Raw genomic sequence first — 22,153 nt, 5'->3', positions numbered from 1 at the left:
CAGACCCGAAGACGGAGGCGCCCGGAGTGGCACCACACGATTTCCCGTGCCCGGACGTGGAAACCGAGAGTGAGCAGGACTGGGGGTTCGCCGGGCACACGCGGCGGGACGTCGTCGTGGTCGCCGACCGCTTCGCGCAGTTCGCCCGGGGGGACCGGGTGTTCACGCTCTCGGGCCTGCTGGCCCTGCTGGACTCCGGCGGCCTGGCGGCGTCGGACGGCCACTGGATCGTCCACTTCGGCCAGGGCATCGACGCGACGGACGGCGACCTGCTCGAAGCCGCCTGCGACAAGAGCGAAGGCGCGGTCCGCCTGGCGGACCCGGCGGCGTTCCGGCAGCCGTGGGCGCCACCCGTGGTCGTCCACAAGAGCCGGCCGGAGAACGTGCTGCTGGCGGGCGTGCACAGCCCCCTGCCGCGGCACTGCCGGGCCGAGCTGCGGATCCACCGGGACAACGAGCTCGTCCTCGACCACCACACCGGTGAGCACGTGCAGGGCATCGTGATCGTCGAGGCGATGCGCCAGATCTGCATCGCCCAGTTCGAAACCGCGATCCGCCCCGGCCTGCCCCCGGCCCGGTACGCCGGCGTGTGGAAGCGGATCGACCTGTCCTTCGAGGACTTCCTGTTCCCCCTGCCGGCCACGGTCGAATCGCTGATCGTCGAGTCCGACCTCGGCCGGGAGACCAACCTGAAGTTCCGCGCCACGACGTCGGTGCGCCAGCAGGGGCGCACCGTGGCCACCGCGGTCATCGAGTACTCGATGGTCGTGCAGGGGCGCATCGACACCCTCGAACACCGCAAGGCCGACCAGGCCACGCGGGCCTACCTCGGCTGAGCCCACTTACGGAAGGGAACCACCCCACGATGTCCGACCTGCAGCAGCAGGACCGCTCCGCGTCCTTCGCCCAGGGCCTGAAACTCATCCAGCAGCTCGGCGGGGCGGACCGGCCCGCCGTGCTGGACCTGTTCGAAAGCATCGGGGAAGCCGAATTCGGGCAGCAGTGCGTCGGGTTCATCTACGGCGACGTCTACCACCGGCCCGGCCTGCCACTGCCGGAGCGGCAGCTGGTGACCGTCGCCGCGCTCACCGCCCTCGGCTACGCCGGCTCGCAGCTGCAGTTCCACGCCAAGGCCGCGCTCAACGTCGGCTGCACCCGCCACCAGCTGGTCGAGGCCGTCATCCACGTCAGCTCGTTCGCCGGGTTCCCGGCCACGCTCAACGCCCTGACGGCGCTCAAGGCGGTCTTCGACGGTCTGCCCGGCGAAGAGCAGGCACCGGCCGGCGAGGACAGCGGGGACACCGAAGTGCCGTGGGCGGGCATCGAGGACCGCTACGAGCGCGGCCTGGCCGCGATGAAGGCCGTCGACGGCGAGGCGGGGGAGCGGGTGGCCGAGGGCCTGCGCGACATCGCTCCGGACCTGGCCACGTACATCGTCGAGTTCACCTTCGGCGAGATCTACTCCCGCCCGCACCTGAGCCTGCGCCACCGCGAGATCGTCACGATCGCCGCGTGCGTCGCGCTCGGCACCGCGCTGCCGCAGCTGAAGGTGCACATCCACGGGCTGCTCAACGTCGGCGGCACCGAGCAGGAGGTCGTGGAAACCGTGCTGCACCTGGCGTTCTACTGCGGCTTCCCGGCCGCGCTGAACGCCGTCGCCGCCGCGCGCGAAGTGTTCGCGCAGCGGTGACCCGGTTCGAGAAGCTGCGCGTGGTCGCGCTCGACTGCGACGGCGTGCTCATCGACGACACCTACCTGGCCATGATCGCCCGGTTCGTCACCGAGCACGGCGGGGTGTACGACGCCGCGGCCGAGCGGGACGTCATCGGGCTGCGCGACATCGTCGTCGCCGAGAAGGTCACCCGGCTCTGCGGGCTCGACCAGCCGGCCGAAGAGACGCTGAAGCAGCTGTGGGCCGCGCGGCAGGACTACCTGGCCGAGCACCCCATCCGCGTCGCCGACGGCGCGCAGGACTGCCTGGAGGCGCTGGCGAAGCTGCCGGTGCGGGTCGTCTGCTACGGCGGCCGGACGCGCGAGCACACCTTCGACCGGTACCTGGGCGACTTCGTCCACCTGCTCGACCCCGAGGTGCCCTACGTGAGCATCAACGAGCACCGCCCGGGCGTCGACCACATCACCCGGTCCGTGCTCGGCGCCGGCTTCGACGAGATCGTGTTCGTCGACGACGTCAGCCGCGTCGCCGAGGACGCCCGCGCGCACGGCGCCGGCTTCGTCGGGTTCCCGTCGAGCCCGGCCCACGCACGGCAGCGCGAGTTCATGGCCGCCCTCGGCGTCCGCCACTTCGCCACGTCGCTCGCCGGGCTGACCCCGGAACTGCTGGCGATCGTCGACGGGGAGCTCGCGGCTTCGACACACTGGCCTCGTTGAGGAGTTCCCCGACCCCTTTGGAGCCGTTGTGAAGTTCTTTTCCCTGCCCCGCCCCGGCGCCGGGCTCGTCCTGGGCGAGCGCGACGTGCCCGAACCCGGGCCCGGACAGGTCCTCGTCCGGCTGCGCGGGTGGGCGGTCAACGCCCGCGACCTGATGATCCTCAAGGGTTTCTACCCGAAGCCGGTGAAGCCGGACGTGATCCCGCTGTCCGACGGTGCGGGCGAGGTCGTCGCCGTCGGCGCGGGGGTGCGGGCCTGGGCCGCGGGTGACCGGGTCGCGGCGACGTACTTCCCGGACTGGCTGGCCGGGCCCGGCACGCCGGAGAAGACCGCGGACGACCTGGCCGGCACGCTCGACGGCGTGCTCGCGGAGTACGCGGTCTTCGCCGAAGACGCCCTGGTCGCGGTGCCCGCGCACCTCGACTACGCCGAAGCGGCCACCCTCCCCAGCGCCGGGGTCACGGCGTGGCGGGCGGTCGTCGAAGAAGGCGGCCTGGCGCCGGGCCAGACGGTGCTCACCCTCGGCAGCGGCGGCCTGTCGACCTTCGCGCTGCAGTTCGCCGCGCTCGGCGGCGCCCACGTCGTCTCGACGTCGGGCTCGGAGGAGAAGCTGGAGCGGCTGCGCGAACTGGGCGCCGCCGAGACGCTCAACCACACGACCACCCCGGAGTGGGGTGCGGCGGTGGCCGAGCTGACCGGCGGCGGCGTCGACCACGTCGTCGACGTGGGCGGCGGCGGCACGATCGGCCAGTCGATGCTCGCCGCGCGGTACGGCGGCCGCGTCAGCGTCGCCGGCGTCCTGACCCACGAAGGCGGCGCCGACCCGATCCTGGTGCTGGTCAAGCAGCTGACCCTGCGCGGCCTCACCAACGCCTCCCGCGAGACGTTCCAGGCGATGAACACCGCGATCGAGCGGACCGGCCTGAAGCCGGTGATCGACCGCCGGTTCGCCTTCGACGAGGTCGCCGAGGCCCTCAAGCACCTGGAGTCGGGCAGCCACATCGGGAAGGTCGTGCTGGAGAGCGCCTGAGCGCGGGCTGCCCGCCGGGTAACTTTTGCGGGCCCGGCTGGGTATATCCGGTACCTGCGGATCGTGTTTTCGCTGGTCAGCAGGGGTGTGCGCGGCCGAAAAAGTCCCCTTTGGGCAGGAATGGCGGCTGCCGTCGGCAACGGGAAGAGTGGAGGTCACCGGGACAGCGCCCGAGCAGGCTGCGGCTGCTCGGGCGGAGTTCCCGCACTGGGGGCGCGGGGAGGGGGTTTCAACCGCCTGGGGGTGGGTTGAAACCCCCTTCGGTCCGCGCATCGGACGCTCCGGAAGCCACCTCGAGGAACCCCGACCTCCTCGAGGTGGCTTTCGGGGTTTCGGTCAGGCCGTCGTGCAGGCCCGGCCGTTGAGCGAGATCGAGTTCGGCCGGGAGTTCACCATCCCCGAACTCCCGGTGAACCCGAACTCCGCGCTCCCGCCCGCCGGGATGGTCCGGTTCCACCCGGCGTCGGCCGCCGTCACCGCCGCACCGCTCTGGGTGACCTGCGCGTTCCACGCCTGCGTGACCTTCTGGCCGTCGGCGAACGTCCACGTCACCGTCCACCCGGTGACCGCCGCCGCGCCGGTGTTGCCCACCTTCACCGAGGCCTGGAACCCGCCCTGCCACTGGTTGGTGACCGTGTAGGCCTCCGTGCAGGAACCGGACGGCACTGGGGTGGTGGTAGTCGTCGGGGTGGTGGTCGGGGTCGTGCTTGTCGTAGTGGTGGTGGTCGTCGTGGGGGTGGTGCTCGTCGGCGGCGGCGGCTGGCTGCCGCCGGACTCGCCCACGATCACCCCGCGGCCGTTGGTGCCCACGTAGACCCGGCCGTACACCCGCGGGTCGCCGGTCAGCGCCGCGCCGATGTTGCCGTACTGGTGCTGGTCGTCGTTGATCCGCGTCCAGGACCCGCCGGCGTCGTCGGACCGGAAGATCCCGCGCACCCCGCCGATCTTCGCGATCGCGTACAAGGCCGGGTACGTCCGGCCGGGTGCCGCCTTGCCGAACCCGATGTTGTCGGCTTCGGCGACGTTCGCCAGCTTCGTGAAGGATGTGCCCGAGTCGGTCGAATGCCAGAGGCCGTACGCCGTGCCGGAACCGCCGGCCAGCCAGACGTCCCCGGCGACGCCCGGCAGCGCCTTGAAGTGCGCCGAGCCGGTGGGCAGGCCGGTGGCCGCGGTCGCGGTGAACGTCGCGCCGCCGTCGGTGCTGACGTAGAACCGGCCCGCCGCGAACCCGTAGAACCGCTTCGGGTCGACCCGGTCGGCCTCGACCACCGCGCCGGCCGGGATGCCGGTCGACGTCGTCCACGACGACCCGAACCCGGTCGTGTAGCTGACGTTGGCGCCGTCCGGGCTCCAGACGAACCGGCTGCCGTCGGCGGCCGCGGCCACCGTGCCCCCGCTCGCGTTCCCGCCCGGCTCCGCACCCTGGAACCAGTTCTTGCCGCCGTCGGTGGAGAAGGCGATCCGGTTGTCGTTCGGCCGCGCGGACCGGTCCAGCGTGCCCACGCGCACGATGGTCGCCGGTGACAGCTCGGCGTAGTCGAGGCTGGTGGTCGTGGTGAACACCGGCTGCGTGTACATGGTGGCCGGGACCGCGTCGAGGCTGTCGTGCCGGAACCCGCCGATGTCGCCGAGGCCCGACAGCAGGGGAGCACCCGACGGCGGGCTGATCAGGTCGAGCACGGCGGTCTCCTCGAGGCCGCCGACGACCGGCTTGATCGTGATCTTCCCGCCGGTGTCCCACTTCGTGAGGTCGGACGTGCCGTAGACGGTCGCGCCCGTGCCGTAGAGCAGGTGGTCCGAGTCGAAGGGGTCGATCTCGACCGACTCGGTCATCCAGCCGAGCTTCGGCGACGGCACCGGGGGCGCGGGCTGCGTCCCGAAGGTCAGCCACGGCACCGAGGAGATGTCCTGGGTGTACCGCAGCGACCGGTCGGGGTAGCTGGAGAAGTCCCAGATCCGGGTCCAGGTGGCGCCGCCGTCGGTGCTGCGGAAGAAGATCACGTCCGGCCACCACGAGACCTGCGTGGCGACCATCAGCGTGCCGGGGTGCTGCCGGTCGATCGTCAGGCCGCTGTAGCCGAAGTAGTCGTCCGAGCTGTCGGAGGGGATCGGGCTGATCCGCGTCCAGGTGCCGGTCTTCGTGGCGTACTTCCAGACGTCGCCCTTCGCGCCGTCGTAGGGGCCGCCGGTGTCGCTGGTCGCGAGGTAGAGGTAGCCGCCAACGGGGTCGACCACGCCCTTGTGCGCCAGGTACCCGGTGGGCTGCCCGGCCAGCCGCGCCCACGTCGTGCCGCCGTCGGTGCTGCGGTAGACGGTGTTCTGCTTGTCCGCGACGCCGACGTAGATCGTCTGCGTGGTGCTGCCGCGGGTCCCGGTCGACGGGTCGAACGTCACCCAGGTGACACCCTCGTTGTCGCTCTGGTAGCCCGTCGTGTCGCTCGGGTCGGGTGCGTAGTTGCCGGCGTTCGGGAAGGCGGTCACCTTCGCCCACGTGACGCCGGAATCCGTGCTGCGCCACAGCCCGTTGCCGCTCGGCGCGCCGAGGTAGAGGACGCTGTTGCGGTTGGGGTCGATCGCCAGCCGCTCGCCCATGCCGCGGCCGGGCATGTTGCCGCCGAGCTTGAACGGCAGCGCGGCGGCCTGCCAGGTCGCGCCGCGGTCGGCCGACCGCAGGATCGCGCCGTTGCCGGGGTCCCAGCTGTTGGTGTACATCCCGGCCGCGACGTAGACCCGGTTCGGGTCGACCGCGTCGGTGGCCAGGCTGACGACGCCGTTGTGCCCCCAATCGGTCCAGCCGACCGAGTCCAGCAGGGGGAGCCAGCGCCCGGTGGCGGTGTTCCAGCGGTACGCCCCGCCGATGTCGGTGCGGGCGTAGACGAGCCCGGGTTCGGTCTGGTTGAAGACGATCCCGGGGACGAAGCCGCCGCCGTCGATCTCCGCGTTGCGCCACGTGGTGGCGGCGGCCGCCGGTGCGGCCGGGGAGGCCGGGGCGCCGACGGTGACCGCGAGGGCGGTGGGCAGCAGAACGGCGAGCGCGGACACGAACAGCCGTCTCGCTGAGCGGGACCTGGACGGGGAATGAGTTCTCGGCACGACGGTGTGCACCTCTGCCTCCACGGTCTGGGAGCGCTTCCAGAGCGAAGGTAAACCAGCGCTCGGACCGTTGTAAAGCATTCGACGATTTCGGCGATCCAGACTGTCCACAGTGGAATCGGCGGGTCGGCGGCCGGCCGTTCGCGAGCGGTGGACGCCGGTTTTGCCGGAGTCACATATCTGAACGGCAATCAGGTTTCTGAATTGTTACCTCGGACCTTCTTGCCCGCCATTTTGCGGCGTGTGAGTGTGGTGCCCGCTGGCTGGACTGGACCTACGAAAGAGGCGACCCGGCAATGACCGATCCGTCAAGGGCACTGACAGCCCCGGCGCGGCACATCAGCCGACCCACGTTGTACTTCTTCGGTGCACTGGGCGGCATCCTCTTCGGCTACGACCTCGGCGTGATCTCCGGGGTGCTCCCGTTCATCGGGAAACTGTGGGCGCTGACCAGCTGGGACAAGGGCGTGGTCACCGCCAGCCTGTCGGTCGGGGCCATCGTCGGCGCGCTGTTCTCCAGCCGCACCAACGAAGCTCTCGGCCGCCGCCGCACCATCATGGTCGCCGCGGGTGTGGTCATCGTGGGCACGCTGGCGGCGAGCTTTTCGCCGACGTTCGTGCTGTTGGTGCTCTCGCGCCTGATCATCGGGCTGGGGATCGGGCTTTCGTCGTCGACCGTCCCGACCTACCTGTCCGAGCTGGCCCCGGCGAAGTGGCGGGGCGCGATGGGCGCGCTCAACCAGATCTTCATCGTGCTGGGCATCCTGATCGCGTTCCTGGTCAGCTACTGGCTCGGCCCGGTTTCGGCGTGGCGCTGGATGTTCGCCGGCGCGATCGTGCCCGCGGTGGTCCTGCTGATCGGGCTGGTGTTCCTGCCGGAAACCCCTCGGTGGCTGGTCAAGAACGGCCGGGAGGACGAGGCCCGGCGCGTGCTGGCGAGCGCGCACGGCAGCACCGTCGACCTCGACGAGGAGATCGCGACCATCCACGAGGTCATCCGGCTCGACACGGAGGAGAAGCCGCGGATCCGCGACCTGTTCTCCGGGTTCGTGCGGCCGATGGTCGTCGTCGCGCTGCTGCTCGCGATCGGCCAGCAGTTCAGCGGCGTCAACGCGATCAACGCGTACTTCCCGACGATGCTGATCGGCCTCGGCTTCGCCACGCAGGCCGCCCTGCTTTCGGGCGTGCTGCTGGGCGTGACGAAGTTCCTGTTCACCGCGTGGGTCGTGTTCGTGGTGGACCGCTGGGGCCGCAAGCCGCTGCTGCTCATCGGCAACGTGATCATGGTGGTGACGCTGGTGGCGGCCGGGCTGGTGGTGCTGAACGTCCACGACACCGGCACGCGCGGCCTGCTGATGCTGGTGATGATGGTGCTGTACCTGGTGGGCTACGAACTCGGCTGGGGCGCGGTCGTCTGGGTGATGATGTCCGAGGTGTTCCCGCTGAAGTACCGGGCGACGGGCATGGGCGTCAGCAGCGTGGTCCTCTGGGCGGCGACGGGCATCGTGAGCGCGGTGTTCCCGATCATCTCCGACCCGAAGTCCCTCGGCATCGGCGGCTCGATGTTCCTGTTCGCCGGGGTGAACGTGGTGCTGTTCGGGCTGACCAAGTGGCTGGTTCCGGAGACCAAGGGTCGTTCCCTGGAGCAGATCGAACTCGACCTGCGGGCGCGCCAGGGCGTCGCGGCCGAGAGCTGACCCCCGGGGGGTGCTCCCGGTGTGTGGCGGCCGGCCGCACACCGGGAGTTGCGGCGGATCGTCTCCCGGGTGCCGGCCGGGAGACCCGTCACGACGCCGGGACGCCGGCGAGGGCGAGTTTCCCGGCCAACCGCCCGATCCACTCCTCGACTTCTTCGGGCGAACGGTCGGGGAGCCCGAAGATCGTCTCGGTCACGCCCAGGGAAGCCAAGTGCGCCAGGCGCCGCGGATCCGGCCGCTCGCCGAGCGCGCAGATCCGCGGCGCACCGACGCGCCCTTCGGAACGCCAGATTTCCTTCAGCAGTGCCACGTGCCCGTCGAGGTCGGTGTCGGCCGGGGTGGTGAGCCAGCCGTCGGCGTGGCGGGCGATCCAGCGGAACGTCTTCTCCGCCGGGCCCGCGCCGAGCAGCACCGGGATGTGGGCCTGCACCGGCTTCGGCCACGCCCAGCTCGGTCCGAAGGAGACGAACTCCCCGTCGTAGGCGGCCTCTTCCTGTGTCCACAGTGCACTCATCGCTTCGAGGTACTCGCGCAGCGCGGTGCGGCGGCGGTTCCCGGGCACGCCGTGGTCGGTGAGCTCGTCGACGTTCCAGCCGAAGCCGGCGCCGAGCGTGACGCGGCCGCCGGAGAGGTGGTCGAGGCTGGCGATCGTCTTGGCCAGGGTGATCGGGTCGCTCTCCACGGGCAGCGCCACGGCGGTCGACAGCCGGATGCGGGAGGTGACCGCGGCCGCCGTCGCCAGCGCGACCCACGGGTCGAGGGTCCGGCTGTAGCGGTCGTCGGGCAGGGAGGCGTCGCCGGTGCGCGGGTGGGGTGACTCGCGCTTGACCGGGATGTGGGTGTGCTCGGGGACGTAGAAGGTCGAGAACCCCGCGGCCTCCGCGGCGCGCGCGGCGGCCGCCGGGGTGATCCCCCGGTCGCTGGTGAACAGCACGATTCCGTAGTCCACCCGCGGAGTGTATTAGAACGTGTTTCAGTTTTCAAGACGGCCGGGCGGTCGCGCTGCGTGAGTGCAGCGCCACGCGAAGTGGCCTTGAGGGGTGTTCGATGGCGGGCTGGGACACTGGGGGCCGGCAGTCGCGGGCACGACCGGAGGTGCAGGGTGGACCAGACGCTCCACTGTGGACGATCAAGGACGGTGTCCCACTCCGTGGGCACGAGGGCGGGGCGGGATGGCGTGCGCGGGCCCGGATCCGATACCGTGGACCACAGGTCGAGAGGCGCTGCAACGGACCACGGGGTCCGCCACGCTCGACCGGGACTGACCACGCAAGGGCGCCTCCCGACCGAGGGAGGCTGCCGGTGAACACCCCGCACGAGTCCGAAGCCAGGTTGCGCGCGCTGCTGGACCAGCGGGTGGCCGTCCTCGACGGCGCCTGGGGCACCATGCTGCAGGGCGCCGGGCTGACCCCGGCCGACTACCGCGGCGACCGCTTCGGCGAGCACACCCACGACGTCACCGGCGACCCCGACCTGCTGAACCTCACCCGCCCGGACGTCATCCTCGACGTCCACCGCCAGTACCTGGCCGCGGGCGCGGACATCACCACGACCAACACCTTCACCGCGACCAGCATCGGCCAGGCCGACTACGGCCTGCAGGCCTACGTCCACGAGATGAACGTCCGTGGCGCGCAGCTGGCCCGCCAGGCCGCCGACGAAGCGGGCGGCAGGTTCGTTGCCGGGTCGATCGGCCCGCTCAACGTCACCCTCAGCCTCTCGCCCAAGGTCGACGACCCCGCGTACCGGGCGGTCACGTTCGAGCAGGTCAAGGCGGCCTACGCGGAGCAGATCGCCGGCCTCGCCGAGGGCGGCGTAGACCTGCTGCTGGTCGAGACGATCTTCGACACGCTCAACTGCAAGGCCGCGATCGCCGCCGCGCGGGAGGTCGCGCCGCAGCTGCCGCTGTGGATCTCGGTGACGATCGTGGACCTGAGCGGCCGGACGCTGTCAGGGCAGACCGTCGAGGCGTTCTGGAGCTCGATCGAGCACGCGAAACCGCTGGTCGTCGGCGTGAACTGCTCGCTCGGGGCCGCCGAGATGCGCCCGCACGTCGAGGAGCTCTCCCGGCTCGCCGACACCTACGTCGCCTGCCACCCCAACGCCGGCCTGCCGAACGCGTTCGGCGGCTACGACGAGACCCCGGAGGAGACGGCCGGGCTGGTCGGCGGGTTCGCCCGCGAAGGCCTGGTCAACCTGGTCGGCGGCTGCTGCGGCACGAGCCCGGCGCACATCGCGAAGATCGCTGCGGCCGCCAAGAGCGTCACGCCGCGGGAGGTGCCGGCCCCGCGCACGCACACGCGCGTCAGCGGCCTCGAGCCGTTCGGCATCGGCGCCGATACCGGCTTCGTGATGATCGGCGAGCGGACGAACGTCACCGGCTCGAAGCGGTTCCGGCGGCTCATCGAGTCCGGCGACCACGCCGGCGCCGTCGACGTCGCGCTGGAGCAGGTCCGCGGCGGGGCCAACCTGCTCGACGTCAACATGGACGCCGACCTGCTCGAATCCGAGCAGGCGATGACGACGTTCCTCAACCTGATCGCCACCGAGCCCGAGGTGGCCCGGATCCCGGTGATGGTCGACAGCTCCAAGTGGAGCGTGCTCGAAGCGGGCCTGCGCTGCCTGCAGGGCAAGGGCGTGGTCAACTCGATCAGCCTCAAGGAGGGCGAGGAGCCGTTCCTCGCCCAGGCCCGCACCATCCGGAACTACGGCGCCGGCGTCGTCGTGATGGCCTTCGACGAGCAGGGGCAGGCCGACACCGCCGACCGCAAGGTCGAGATCTGCGGCCGCGCGTACGACCTGCTGACGCAGAAGGCGGGCTTCGCCGGCGAGGACATCATCTTCGACCCGAACGTCCTCGCCGTCGCCACCGGCATCGCCGAGCACAACGGCTACGCGAAGGCGTTCATCGACGCCCTGCCCCGGATCAAGCAGCGCTGTCCCGGTGCCCGGACCAGCGGCGGCATCTCGAACCTGTCGTTCTCCTTCCGCGGCAACGACGTGGTGCGCGAGGCGATGCACTCGGCGTTCCTGTTCCACGCCGTCAAGGCCGGGCTGGACATGGGCATCGTCAACGCCGGCCAGCTCGCGGTCTACGAGGACATCCCGAAGGACCTGCTGGAACTGGTCGAGGACGTGCTCTTCGACCGCCGCGAAGACGCCACCGACCGGCTGGTGAGCTTCGCCGAGAACGTCAAGGGCAGCGGCACCAAGCGCGTCGTGGACCTCTCCTGGCGCGAAGGCACGGTCGGCGAGCGCCTGTCCCACGCCCTGGTCCACGGCATCGTCGACTACATCGAGGCAGACACCGAAGAGGCGCGGCAGCAGCTGGCGCGGCCCCTCGACGTCATCGAGGGCCCGCTGATGGACGGCATGAAGATCGTCGGCGACCTGTTCGGCTCCGGCAAGATGTTCCTGCCGCAGGTGGTCAAGAGCGCGCGCGTGATGAAGCGGTCCGTCGCCTACCTCGAGCCGTACATGGAGGCGGAGAAGGAGAAGGCGCGCCAGGAGGGCCGGCTGGCCTCGACCGGTGGCCAGGGCAAAGTCGTGCTGGCCACGGTCAAGGGCGACGTCCACGACATCGGCAAGAACATCGTCGGCGTCGTGCTCGGCTGCAACAACTACGAGGTCATCGACCTCGGCGTGATGGTGCCGGCGGGCAAGATCCTCGACACCGCGGTGACCGAAGGCGCCGACGCCGTCGGGCTCTCCGGGCTGATCACGCCGTCCCTGGACGAGATGGTCGCCGTCGCCACCGAGATGCAGCGGCGCGGCCTGAAGATGCCGCTGCTCATCGGCGGCGCGACGACGTCCAAGCAGCACACCGCGGTCAAGATCGCCCCGGTCTACGACAACGCGACCGTCCACGTCCTGGACGCCTCGCGCGTGGTCGGCGTCGTGTCCGACCTGCTCGACCCGGACCGCTCGATCGCGCTGGCCGAGAAGAACCGGGCGGACCAGGAAGTGCTGCGCGAGCAGCACGCGAGCAAGCAGCGCCGTCCGATGCTCACCCTCGAACAGGCCCGCGCGAACCCCGAGAAGGTCGCGTTCGACGGCCTGCCGGCCCCGGCGTTCACCGGCGTCCGCGTGGTCGAGCCGGGCATCGCGGAACTGCGTGAGATGGTCGACTGGCAGTTCCTCTTCCTGGCCTGGGAGCTCAAGGGCAAGTACCCGGCGATCCTGGAGCAGCCGGTCGCCCGCGAGCTGTTCGACGACGCGAACACCCTGCTGGACCAGATCATCGCCGACGGCAGCTTCACCGCGAAGGGCGCGTACGCGTTCTGGCCGGCGCACAGCGAAGGCGACGACATCCTGCTGGACGGCGACTACGCGCACGTCAAGTTCCCGATGCTGCGGCAGCAGACGGCCAAGCCCGAAGACCGGGCGAACCGCTGTCTGGCCGACTACATCGCGCCGGTCGGCGACCACCTCGGCGGTTTCGCGGTGGCCATCCACGGTGCCGACGAGCTGGCCAAGCGGTTCGAGGCCGAACACGACGACTACCGCGCGATCATGGTCAAGGCGCTGGCCGACCGGCTCGCCGAGGCCTTCGCCGAGCACATCCACCTGCGTGCCCGCCGCGACTGGTTCGAGCCGGACGCGCAGCCGGAGCTGGCGGACCTGCACGCCGAGCGGTTCCGCGGCATCCGCCCGGCACTGGGCTACCCGGCCAGCCCCGACCACAGCCAGAAGCGCGAGCTGTTCGACCTGCTGGCCGCGGACGAACTCGGGATGGCCCTGACCGAGTCGTTCGCGATGACGCCGGCGGCGAGCGTGTCCGGGCTGATCTTCGCCCACCCGGACTCCCGCTACTTCACCGTCGGACGGCTCGGCCGCGACCAGGTCGAGGACTACGCCCGCCGCAAGGGTGTCGAGGTCGCCGAGGTCGAGCAGTGGCTGCGGCCGAACCTCGCCTACGACCCCGAGGCGTAGTCCGGCAGTTCGATGCCGGTGGCGAACCCGTCGGTCGCCTTGAGCAGCAGGCCGAGCAGGAAGCGGGACTTGAACGTCCAGTCCCGCAGCTTGATCCGGAGCGGGGACGGCGGCGCCAGGAACGGCCCGGCGCTGCCGCGCTGCGAGACCTTCGCGTAGTCCCGCATAAGCTCCTCGTAGCGGGCGAAGGCGATCCGGTGGTCGCCGTCCGCGGCGAGGAGCTCGCCTGCGAGCACGTACGCGCCGACGACCGCCAGGCCGGTGCCGAAGCCGCCGAGGGTGTTGCCGTAAGCGGCGTCGCCGAGCAGCACGACCCGGCCGCGGGAGTACCGGTCGATCGTGACCCGGCTGAGCGAGTCCAGGTGGAATTCGCGGGCCTGCGGGATCCGGGCCATCAGCTCCGGCACCCGCCAGCCGGCGCCCCGGTAGGCGTCCACCAGCAGCTGCCGCTGCCGGGCGGTGTCGGTGCGGTCGTAGTCGAGCTCGGGCGAGGCGAAGACGAAGAACGCCGACGCCTTCGGGCCGCCGACCGCGGCCATCCGGCCCGGCTCGTTGTACATCTCCGCTTCGCCGCGGGCGAGGTCCTCGCCGAGTTCGGCGAGGGCGTAGTGGTGGCCGAGGTACTGCACGTAGCCGCGTTCCGGGCCGAACGCCAGCCGCCGGACGTTCGAGTGGATGCCGTCGGCGCCGGCGACGAGGTCGAACCGCCGCGGCGCCGCGTGCGCGAAGGTGACGTCGACACCGCCGGCCGTCTCGGTCAGCGACGTGATGGTGTCGCCGAACAGGTACTCGCAGCCGGAGCGCTCGTACAGGAGCTCCGCCAGGTCGCCGCGGCGGATCTCGATCTCGCCGCCGGTGAACTCGCCGGGGATCACCGCCCGCGGGCGCCCGGCGGCGTCGACGATCGTCTGGTCCTGCCCGCCGGTCTGCCGGCGCAGGACCTCGTCGAGGAGGCCCATGCGCGCCAGGACGGTCCGGTGGGTGGCGCCTTTGAAGTCGACGGCCTGCCCGCCGGACCGCAGCGCCGGAGCGCGTTCGACGACGGTGACGGTGCAGCCGGCGCGGGTCAGCAGACCGGCGAGGGCGGGGCCGGCGATGCTCGCGCCGGAGATCAGGACGTGCAGGTTCTTCATGCCGCCGAGCTTCGCGGGGACGGCTTACCGGTTCCTGGCGAAGCGCTGACGGTCGCCGTCAGCCGTCCTCGGATCCGGCGCTGTCGACCGGGCGCGCCCCGGCGAAGCGCCGCCGCCGGCCGCGGGGGCGCCCCCCCGTTTTCCACGCTACCGGAGACCACCGACAGTTCCGGGCCGTCGCCCGTGGTCCGCTACTCGACCGCGCCGTTCTGCGTGACCAGGTTCTGGTACCAAGCGTCGTACGGGTGGTTGGTCGCCGGGTAGTTCGCCAGGGGAGTGGTCGCCTGGCTGGCGGAGTCGAAGTCCCAGCCGCGGACCAGTTTCCCCGCCTGCCGCGCGGAGGTGATGAACGCCGACTCCGTCGCCGGTGCGCCGTAGAACAGCGCGCCCTGGCGGAGTTCGGCGCTGTCGCCCTGCTGGAACTCGTCGAAGGCCACCTGCCGGTAGCGGATCCGGTCGCCGGTGGTGCCGGCGGTGTCCACGCGCAGGGTGTTCGACGGCGTCGGGCCGTCCGCGCCGGTCCACACCGACACCGTGCGGCCGGCGCTCGTGGCGGTGGCCTTGGCGAACCGCGCGTCGGACGTCTTCGCGTTGCCGGTCCATGACACCGTGGCGCCCGCGAGCACGCCGTTCCAGGTCCAGTTCTGGCTGCTGCTCTGGCTCTGGTGGATCTCCCGCAGGTGCGTCGCGTCGGTGAAGGCGACCGTCGGCAGGACGCCGTTGTCGTACTGGTGGGACGCCTGCCAGGTGATCTCGCCGTCCGCGCCGAGCTTGCCGACGTGGTACCAGAGCGTGGCGGCGGTCTGCGACTGGTGCACCTCGACGAGGTCGCCGTTGTCGTTCAACGCGACGGCGGGCGTCTGCCCGCTGTCGTACTTGCCGTGCCGCAGCCAGGTGATGCGCCCGTCGGCGCCGTAGGTCCCGGTCCAGTACCAGAGCGCGCCCGCGCCAGAGTCGTGCACCTCGACGACCTGGCCGCGGCCGTTGAGCGCGACCGCCGGGTGGTAGCCGACGTCGCGCTTGTACTCGGTGCGGGAGCCGGCGTCGCCGGACAGCAGCGGCAGCACGCGCCCGCGCAGCGCGTCGACGTCCGGCTGCGCCGCCGGGTAGTCCTGCGCGCGCAGCAGCCGAGCGCCGAACACCGACTCCAGCTCCTGGTTGAGCGCGGTCAGGTTGCCGTCCGCGAACGAGGGGTTGTCGGTCAGGTCGTCCTTGAGGTCGAGCATGACGACGATCGGCGCGGCGGCCGGGTGCTGCGCCGACCACGTGTTCACCACGGCCAGCCAGTCGCGCAGGTTGTTCGACGCCGGGTTGCCGCCGCTGTGGTCCACGAGGTTGCCGGGGGAGTCGTGCCCGACGCCGTAGTCGTGCGCGGTCGCGTAGCCGTTGTCGTGCACGTCGAGTTCCAGGAACCGCACGCCGTGGTCGAGCTGGTAGGCGAGGGAGTTCTTGGCCCCGTCGACGTTGCCCGAGTAGCTGTTGTGGGTCGCTTCGAAGACCGAGGAGGTGAACGGCGGGCTCGCGGCGTGGGCGGTGGCGGGGGTCAGGACCGCGGCGGTCACCAGTGCGGCGACGGCCATGGCGGACGAGCGGCTCATCCTCGGATCCTCACGTCGGGGAACGGGGCGCCGCCCATCCTGGCCGCCGGGTGGTTGCGGTGTCTCGAATTCCGGATGAATCCGCGTCCGCGATGTGGGAGGTTTTCCAGCCCAAGGTGTGACGCGGTGGCGGCCGCCGTTGACTCCGGCGCCGCGGTGCTCGCAAGTGGAGTGCGTGATCATCCTCCGGCCGGTGGCGGGCGGGCGGCAGCTCGGGCTGCTCGCCGTGGTGCAGGTGTGCGCGATGAGCGTGTGGTTCTCCGCGTCGGCGGTCCTGCCCGCGCTGCGCGCCGAATGGGGCCTGGCGGGCGAACCCGCGATCCTGCTGGCGGCGGCCGTCCAGCTCGGCTTCGCCTGCGGCGCGGTCGTTTCGGCCGCCCTCAACCTCGCCGACCGGGTGCGGCCACCGCTGCTGATGGCCGTCAGCGCCCTGCTGGCGGCGGCCGCCACGGCGGCCCTGCCGTGGTGCGCCGGGCTCGTCGTGCCGCTGCGGTTCGCGACCGGCTTCGCGCTCGCCGGGGTGTACCCGGTCGGGATGAAGGTCGTGGTGTCGTGGTTCCCGCGGCGGCGCGGACTCGCCCTCGGTGTCCTGCTCGCGGCGCTGACCTTCGGCTCGGCCCTGCCGAGCTTGCTGGTGACACTCGAACCCGGGCGCTGGCAAGCGGTCCTGCGCTGGTCGGCCGGGCTGGCGGCGGTCGGCGCGGTGGTCTCGGCGGCCTTCGTCCGGCCGGGTCCCGGCCTGGCGCCCGCCCCGCCGTGGCAGCCGCGGTACCTGCTGCGGATGGCGGCCGACCGCCGCCAGCGCCTGGTGTGCCTCGGGTACTTCGGGCACATGTGGGAGCTGTACGCGCTGTGGGCGTGGCTGCCCGCCTACCTGGCGGCGACCGGCGGCCCGGGCGGCCCGACGGCGTTCGCGGTCATCGGCCTCGGCGGCGCGGCGGGCTGCCTGCTGGGCGGCGCGCTTTCGGACCGCTGCGGCCGCGCGGTCGTGGCGACGACGGCCATGCTGGTCAGCGGCGCCTGCGCGCTGCTGTCGGTCCCGGCGTCCGGCACGGCCGCGCTGCTGCCCCTGCTGCTGGTCTGGGGAGTGGCGGTGATCGCCGACTCCGGCCAGTTTTCCGCAGCCCTCACGGAAACGGCGGACCCCCGGTACGTCGGCACGGCCCTCACGGCCATGACGGCGGCGGGGTTCCTGCTGAGCGCGGGCACGATCCAGCTGCTCCCGCTCCTGGCAGGCGCGGTCGGCTGGCGAGCGGCGGTGCCGTTGCTGTCGGTCGGGCCGCTGTTGGGGGCGGTCGCGATGGCGCGGTTGGGCCGATAGTGGGCGGGGGTGCTCGGATCCGGGTGCTCGCTCGGAATGCACTGGCGGCCGCAGCGCTGCTGGTGGCGGTCGGGCCGCTGTTGGGGGGCGGCCGCGATGGCCCGCCTGGGCCGGTAGCGGGCGTGGCTGCGGAAGATCGGGCGCGTTCCTGGGACTGGGATTCGGGGTGCCCGCGCGGAACGCTGCGGCGGCCGGTCGCGGTCGGCTGGCGAGCGGCGGTGCCGTTGCTGGCGATCGGGCCGCTGTTCGGGGCGGCCGCGATGGCTGGGTCGGGCCGATAGCCGGGCCGCTGCCGGCGGTCGGGCCGCCGCTCGGGACAGCCGTGACCACCCGCCCGGGCCGGTAACCTCGCCGCATGGTGGCAGAACACGTGATCGTCACGTCCACGACCGACTCGGAAGCCTCCGCACGGGAGCTGGCCACGCAGGCGGTCGAAGCCCGGCTCGGGGCCTGCGCCCAGATCGCCGGGCCGATCACCAGCGTCTACCGGTGGGACGGCGCCGTGCGGACGGACCAGGAGTGGCGGGTCGAGATCAAGACCACCGCCGAGCGGGTGCCCGCGCTCACCGAACGGCTCCGGCAGCTGCACGGGTACGACCTGCCCGAGGTGATCGCCACGCCGATCGTCGGCGGGAGCGCCGGGTACCTGGCCTGGCTGAGCGAGGAGACCGCTGGCTAGATTCGGCGCATGGAGCACGAAGGACTCAAACAGCGCTTCGCGACGCTGACCACCGCCCACCTCGCCGACGCGTGCATCCGCGCCGGGCTGCCGGTGCGCTGCGCGCCCGCGCCGACGCGGGCGGTCGTGGCGGGCAGCCGGCTGTTCGGCCCGGCCGTCCCGGCCCGGCACGTCGGCAGCGTCGACGTTTTCCTCGAAGCGTTCGAGGACGCGCCCGAAGGCGGCGTCCTGGTGGTCGACAACGGCGGGCGGCTCGACGAAAGCTGCGTCGGGGACCTCGTCGTCCTCGAGGCGCGCGCCGCCGGGCTCTCCGGGGTGGTGATCTGGGGCCTGCACCGCGACACCGCGGACATCCGCGCCATCGGGCTGCCGGTGTTCAGCCTCGGGTCGCTGCCCACCGGGCCGCTCAGCCTGGGCCCGCGCGTCGACGGCGGGCTGGCGGAGGCGATCGTCGGGACCTGGCGGATCGGGCCGGCGGACCTCGTGCTGGGCGACGACGACGGCGTCCTCTTCGTCCCGCTCGCCCGGGCGGGTGAATTGTTCACCCTCGCCGAAGGAATCCGCGACACCGAACGCCGCCAGGCCGACCGGATCCGCGGCGGCGAACCGTTGCGCAGCCAAGTGCGTTTCGGTGAATTCCTGGCGGCCCGGGAAACGAATCCGGGCTTGACTTTCCGGGCGCACCTCAGGGCCGTGGGCGGCGCCATCGAAGAATGACCACGAAAGTGTGATCGCTGCCCGAATCGGGTATTCCGGTCTCCAGCGGGTGTGGGAGGCGGAACCATGAACACGCTCATCGGATTCGGCAGGGACATCGAATACCACTTCGCCCGGGGGCTGCGCGCCTACCTCGGCCGGGTCGCCCGGGCGGTCGGCGTCGGGTACGAATCGTGTTCGCTCGACCTCGACGTGCCCGCCTCCGGGTACGTCGCGCTCGACCGGACGCTCCCGGACCTGCCGGGGCACGACGTGGCCCTGATCTGGGACGAGGTGCACGGCTGGTCGGCGGTCGTCGAGCCCGCGGGCGGCGGCGCCGTGCGGCTGCTCGCCTACCTCGGGGGCTCGCAGATCCTGCCCGAGCCGTGCGCGGTCGCCCGGTTCCTGGAGGTGCTGCGGGTCGCGGGGCCGCCCGCCGGCTCGTTCCGCCCGCCGGTGTTCCGCGCGCCGGGTCACCACGAGGACCTCGTCGACTGGCTGCCGGTCAGCGGACCCGAGGGACTGCTGCGGCCGAGCTCCCCGGCCTGGTGACCCGCGGCAGCCGCGGGCCCGTGCGCCTAGGATATGCGGGCCGACACCGCCGGAGTGAGGGAACGCCGTGAGCCGCGCCGAGGAACCTCGCCCCGTCCGCGTCCTGCTCGTGGAGGACCACGACATGGTCGCCGAGGCGCTGCAGCTGGCCCTCGACCGCGCCGACGGCCTCACCGTCGTCGGCCGGGCGCGGTCCCGGGCGGAGGCGATCGCCGACGTGCGCGAGCACGCGCCCGACGTCGTGGTGCTGGACCGGCGGCTCGCCGACGGCGACGCGCTCGACGTCATCGCGCAGCTCGGTGCGGGTGGCGCGCGCGTACTGGTGCTGACCGGCGACGCGACTCCCGCGGTCGCCGTGCAGGTCGCCAAGGCGGGCGGCGCGGGGCTGCTGCTCAAGTCCGCCCAGCTCGGCGTGCTGGAAACCGCCGTGCGGGACGTGGCCGCCGGCGCCGTGGTCTTCGACCCCGAGCTGCTGCCCGGCCTCTTCGACCGGCTCGCCGGCCGCAGCCCGGGTGCCGCCCTGACCGCGCGGGAACGCGAAACCCTCGACCTGCTCGCCGAAGGCGCGACCACCGACGAAATCGGACGGCGGCTGGGCGTGTCCCGCAACACCACCCGCAACCACGTCCAGCGCGTGCTGGAGAAGCTCGGCGCGCGGTCGAAGCTCGAAGCCGTCGCGGTGGCCCGCCGCGAGGGCCTCATCGGCTGATGCACCTGCACCAGCCGGGGCAGGGCGGTTTGCATCTCGCGCCGCCCGGTGCTCTTCGCGCAGGCTTGCGGGGTGGACACCCCTGCCCCGCTCGCCGCGGAGTGCGTGCTGACCGGCTCCGCCGGCGCCCTCGCCCTCGCCCGCCGGTTCACCCGCCTGATCCTGCTGGCCTGGACCGACGGCGCCGCGGTGGACGACGCCCTGCTGGTCGTCACCGAGCTGGCGGCGAACGCGCTGCGCCACGGCGCCGGTAACCCGGTGCTGCGGCTGACCGTGGCCGCCGCGGACCTGCGCGTCGAGGTCTTCGACGACAACCCGGCGCCCCCGGTGCGCCGCCCCGCCGGGGCCGACGGCGGCTGGGGCCTCGCGCTCGTCGACCGCCTGTCCTCGGTGCGGGGGACCGAGCGCCACGGCCGCGGCAAGGTCGTCTGGTGCATCCTGCCCGCCTCGCCCGCCGTGGTCGCGGGCTGAGCCGGCGGCTCGTGGCCGTGCCGGGCGCGCGGGGATCCGGCAGAGTTGCCGCATGGACGACGACCGGTTCCGGCTGCTGGTGCAGGGCGTGCTGGACTACGGGATCTTCATGCTCGACACCGGCGGGCACATTTCGAGCTGGAACACGGGCGCCGAGCGGATCAAGGGCTACACCGCCGAGGAGATCATCGGGCAGCACTTTTCGGTGTTCTACCCGGCCGAGGACGTGGCGGCGGGCAAGCCCGCCCGTGAACTGGAAATCGCCGTCGCGGAGGGACGGCTGGAGGACGAGGGGTGGCGGGTGCGCAAGGACGGCACGCGCTTCTGGGCGAACGTGGTGATCACCGCGTTGTACGACGAACAGGGCAGGCTGCACGGGTTCGGGAAGGTCACCCGGGACGTCACCGAGCGCCGCGCGGCCGAACTGGCGTTGCGGGAAAGCGAAGAACGGTTCCGCCTGCTCGTCCAGAGCGTCCAGGACTACGGCATCTTCATGCTCGACACCGGCGGGCACATTTCGAGCTGGAACACGGGCGCCGAGCGGATCAAGGGCTACACCGCCGAGGAGATCATCGGGCAGCACTTTTCGGTGTTCTACCCGGCCGAGGACGTGGCGGCGGGCAAGCCCGCCCGTGAACTCGAGACCGCCGTCGCCGAAGGGCGGCTGGAGGACGAAGGCTGGCGGGTGCGCAAGGACGGCACCCGGTTCTGGGCGAACGTGGTCATCACGGCGCTGTTCGACGAGCACGGGCGGCTGCACGGCTTCGGCAAGGTCACCCGGGACATGACCGAGCGCCGCAACGCCGAGCAGGCCCTGCGCGAACGCCGTCGGCTGGTCGGGCACCTCGTCGAGGCCCAGGAGGTGGAGCGGCGCCGGATCGCCTGGGACGTCCACGACGAGTCGATCCAGTCCATGGTCGCCGTCGGCATGCGCCTGCAGCTGCTGGCCTCCCGGCTGCCGGAGCCGCACGCCGCCGCCGTCGGCAGCCTCGACGAGTCGGTCGCCGCCGCGATCGCCCGGCTGCGCGGGCTGGTGTCCCGGTTGCGGCCCCCGGAGCTCGACCGGCACGGCCTCGTGGAGGCGGTCTCGGCCTACGTCGACGACGTCGCGAGCCGCTGGGGGCTGGCGCACGAGGTGCGGGACGAGCTCACCGCCGAGCCGTCCCCCGAAGCGGCGATTACCGTCTACCGGATCTGCCAGGAGGCGCTCAGCAACGTCCACCGGCACGCGCGCGCGACCCGGGTCGTGGTCACGCTGTCCACTGTGGACCGCGGAACCCGGGTGCGGATCACCGACGACGGCGTCGGCACGGCCGGGGGCGACGCCGGCTCGGGCCACTTCGGGCTGGTCGAGATGCACGAACGCGCCGAAGCGGCGCACGGCTGGCTCTCGGTGGACAGCACGCCCGGCGAGGGCACCGTCGTCGAGTTCTGGCTGCCGCTGCTGCCCGACGCGACGGAGCCCGCGCCGTGACCGAGCTGAGCGTGCTGATCTCCGACGACGACGTGATGATCCGCGAGGTGCTGAAGGAGGTCCTGGACTCCGAGGCCGACATCGCGGTGGTCGCGGTCGCCGGCGACGCCGACGAGGCGATCCGGCTCGCCGAGCGGCACCGGCCCGCGGTCGCCGTCCTCGACGTCCGGATGCCCGGCGGCGGCGGGGCGCGGGCCGCGCGCGAGATCGCCCGGTGCAGCCCGGACACGGCCATCCTGGCGTTTTCCGCCTACGCCGACCGGGCCTCGATCGCCGGGCTGGCGGCGGCCGGCGTCACCGAATACCTGGTGAAGGGTGTGCCGAACGCGGCGATCGTCGAAGCCGTCCGGCGGCTGGGCCGTCAGGCGGCCGGGTGAGCG

The 22,153-nt window shown here is 72.1% G+C and carries 18 protein-coding genes and 1 riboswitch; of the genes, 14 read left to right on the top strand and 4 right to left on the bottom strand.

The features are described from left to right. Positions 1 to 56: 56 nt before the first annotated feature. The 4 genes from ACLJPY_RS34355 to ACLJPY_RS34340 are packed head-to-tail and all read left to right on the top strand — an operon-like array spanning position 57 to position 3,418. A complete protein-coding gene (locus ACLJPY_RS34355) occupies positions 57 to 836 on the top strand; it encodes an AfsA-related hotdog domain-containing protein (protein WP_410595024.1) in 780 nt (259 codons plus the stop codon). Between the two features lie 29 nt (positions 837 to 865). Continuing rightward, positions 866 to 1,690, top strand: coding sequence for a carboxymuconolactone decarboxylase family protein (locus tag ACLJPY_RS34350; protein WP_410595022.1), 825 nt, complete (start codon positions 866 to 868; stop codon positions 1,688 to 1,690). Then, the gene (locus tag ACLJPY_RS34345; RefSeq protein ID WP_410595020.1) at positions 1,687 to 2,388 is read left to right on the top strand and encodes an HAD family hydrolase; all 702 of its coding nucleotides are present in this window, start codon (positions 1,687 to 1,689) and stop codon (positions 2,386 to 2,388) included. Before ACLJPY_RS34350 ends, ACLJPY_RS34345 begins: the two co-directional genes overlap by 4 nt. Before the next feature lie 28 nt (positions 2,389 to 2,416). Continuing rightward, a complete protein-coding gene (locus ACLJPY_RS34340; RefSeq protein WP_410595018.1) occupies positions 2,417 to 3,418 on the top strand; it encodes a zinc-dependent alcohol dehydrogenase family protein in 1,002 nt (333 codons plus the stop codon). A gap of 336 nt (positions 3,419 to 3,754) precedes the next feature. On the opposite strand, the gene ACLJPY_RS34335 is transcribed toward ACLJPY_RS34340, so the two are convergent. Further along, a complete protein-coding gene (locus ACLJPY_RS34335; protein ID WP_410595016.1) occupies positions 3,755 to 6,460 on the bottom strand; it encodes a cellulose binding domain-containing protein in 2,706 nt (901 codons plus the stop codon). A gap of 347 nt (positions 6,461 to 6,807) precedes the next feature. Here ACLJPY_RS34335 and ACLJPY_RS34330 point away from each other — a divergent pair, with 347 nt between their 5' ends. Further along, the gene (locus tag ACLJPY_RS34330; RefSeq protein WP_410595014.1) at positions 6,808 to 8,208 is read left to right on the top strand and encodes a sugar porter family MFS transporter; all 1,401 of its coding nucleotides are present in this window, start codon (positions 6,808 to 6,810) and stop codon (positions 8,206 to 8,208) included. Positions 8,209 to 8,296: 88 nt separating this feature from the next. Here the strand turns inward: ACLJPY_RS34330 and ACLJPY_RS34325 are convergent, their stop codons facing one another. Next, positions 8,297 to 9,157 carry a TIGR03619 family F420-dependent LLM class oxidoreductase gene (locus ACLJPY_RS34325; RefSeq protein WP_410595012.1) on the bottom strand — a complete coding sequence of 287 codons (861 nt, stop codon included), beginning with the start codon at positions 9,155 to 9,157 and terminating at the stop codon, positions 8,297 to 8,299. A 260-nt stretch (positions 9,158 to 9,417) separates the two neighbouring features. Then, positions 9,418 to 9,496: riboswitch (S-adenosyl-L-homocysteine riboswitch) on the top strand. Positions 9,497 to 9,510: 14 nt separating this feature from the next. On the opposite strand from ACLJPY_RS34325, the gene metH reads away from it, so the two are divergent. Then, on the top strand, positions 9,511 to 13,140 hold the full coding sequence (gene metH, locus ACLJPY_RS34320) for a methionine synthase (protein ID WP_410595010.1): 3,630 nt from the start codon (positions 9,511 to 9,513) through the stop codon (positions 13,138 to 13,140). Here the strand turns inward: metH and ACLJPY_RS34315 are convergent. Next, entirely contained in the window at positions 13,122 to 14,273 is a 1,152-nt protein-coding gene (locus ACLJPY_RS34315; protein ID WP_410595008.1) for an FAD-dependent monooxygenase, read from the bottom strand. The genes metH and ACLJPY_RS34315 overlap by 19 nt on opposite strands. Positions 14,274 to 14,464: 191 nt before the next feature. Then, a complete protein-coding gene (locus ACLJPY_RS34310; protein ID WP_410595006.1) occupies positions 14,465 to 15,871 on the bottom strand; it encodes a hypothetical protein in 1,407 nt (468 codons plus the stop codon). Between the two features lie 175 nt (positions 15,872 to 16,046). On the opposite strand from ACLJPY_RS34310, the gene ACLJPY_RS34305 reads away from it, so the two are divergent. From ACLJPY_RS34305 to ACLJPY_RS34270, 8 genes are all read left to right on the top strand, one after another. Then, positions 16,047 to 17,192 (top strand): MFS transporter, encoded by a 1,146-nt coding sequence (locus tag ACLJPY_RS34305; RefSeq protein WP_410595004.1) that lies wholly within the window; start codon positions 16,047 to 16,049, stop codon positions 17,190 to 17,192. A gap of 355 nt (positions 17,193 to 17,547) precedes the next feature. Next, positions 17,548 to 17,871 (top strand): divalent-cation tolerance protein CutA, encoded by a 324-nt coding sequence (gene cutA, locus ACLJPY_RS34300; RefSeq protein ID WP_410595002.1) that lies wholly within the window; start codon positions 17,548 to 17,550, stop codon positions 17,869 to 17,871. Between the two features lie 9 nt (positions 17,872 to 17,880). Then, positions 17,881 to 18,588, top strand: coding sequence for an RraA family protein (locus ACLJPY_RS34295; protein ID WP_410595000.1), 708 nt, complete (start codon positions 17,881 to 17,883; stop codon positions 18,586 to 18,588). Positions 18,589 to 18,654: 66 nt separating this feature from the next. After that, positions 18,655 to 19,119, top strand: coding sequence for a DUF6292 family protein (locus tag ACLJPY_RS34290; protein WP_410594998.1), 465 nt, complete (start codon positions 18,655 to 18,657; stop codon positions 19,117 to 19,119). Positions 19,120 to 19,186: 67 nt separating this feature from the next. Beyond that, positions 19,187 to 19,828, top strand: coding sequence for a response regulator transcription factor (locus ACLJPY_RS34285; RefSeq protein ID WP_410594996.1), 642 nt, complete (start codon positions 19,187 to 19,189; stop codon positions 19,826 to 19,828). Between the two features lie 72 nt (positions 19,829 to 19,900). After that, positions 19,901 to 20,299, top strand: a complete 399-nt coding sequence (locus ACLJPY_RS34280) for an ATP-binding protein (protein WP_410594994.1) — start codon at positions 19,901 to 19,903, stop codon at positions 20,297 to 20,299. Positions 20,300 to 20,351: 52 nt separating this feature from the next. Then, positions 20,352 to 21,773, top strand: coding sequence for a PAS domain S-box protein (locus ACLJPY_RS34275; protein WP_410594992.1), 1,422 nt, complete (start codon positions 20,352 to 20,354; stop codon positions 21,771 to 21,773). Then, a complete protein-coding gene (locus ACLJPY_RS34270; RefSeq protein WP_410594990.1) occupies positions 21,770 to 22,150 on the top strand; it encodes a response regulator transcription factor in 381 nt (126 codons plus the stop codon). The genes ACLJPY_RS34275 and ACLJPY_RS34270 overlap by 4 nt, the downstream gene beginning before the upstream one ends. The last annotated feature ends 3 nt before the right edge of the window (positions 22,151 to 22,153 follow it).

This window comes from Amycolatopsis sp. lyj-23 (assembly GCF_046549135.1).
In the GTDB taxonomy this organism is placed as follows: domain Bacteria; phylum Actinomycetota; class Actinomycetes; order Mycobacteriales; family Pseudonocardiaceae; genus Amycolatopsis.
Note: the sequence above shows the minus strand (reverse complement) of the source record. Positions and strands in the feature narration are given on the sequence as shown.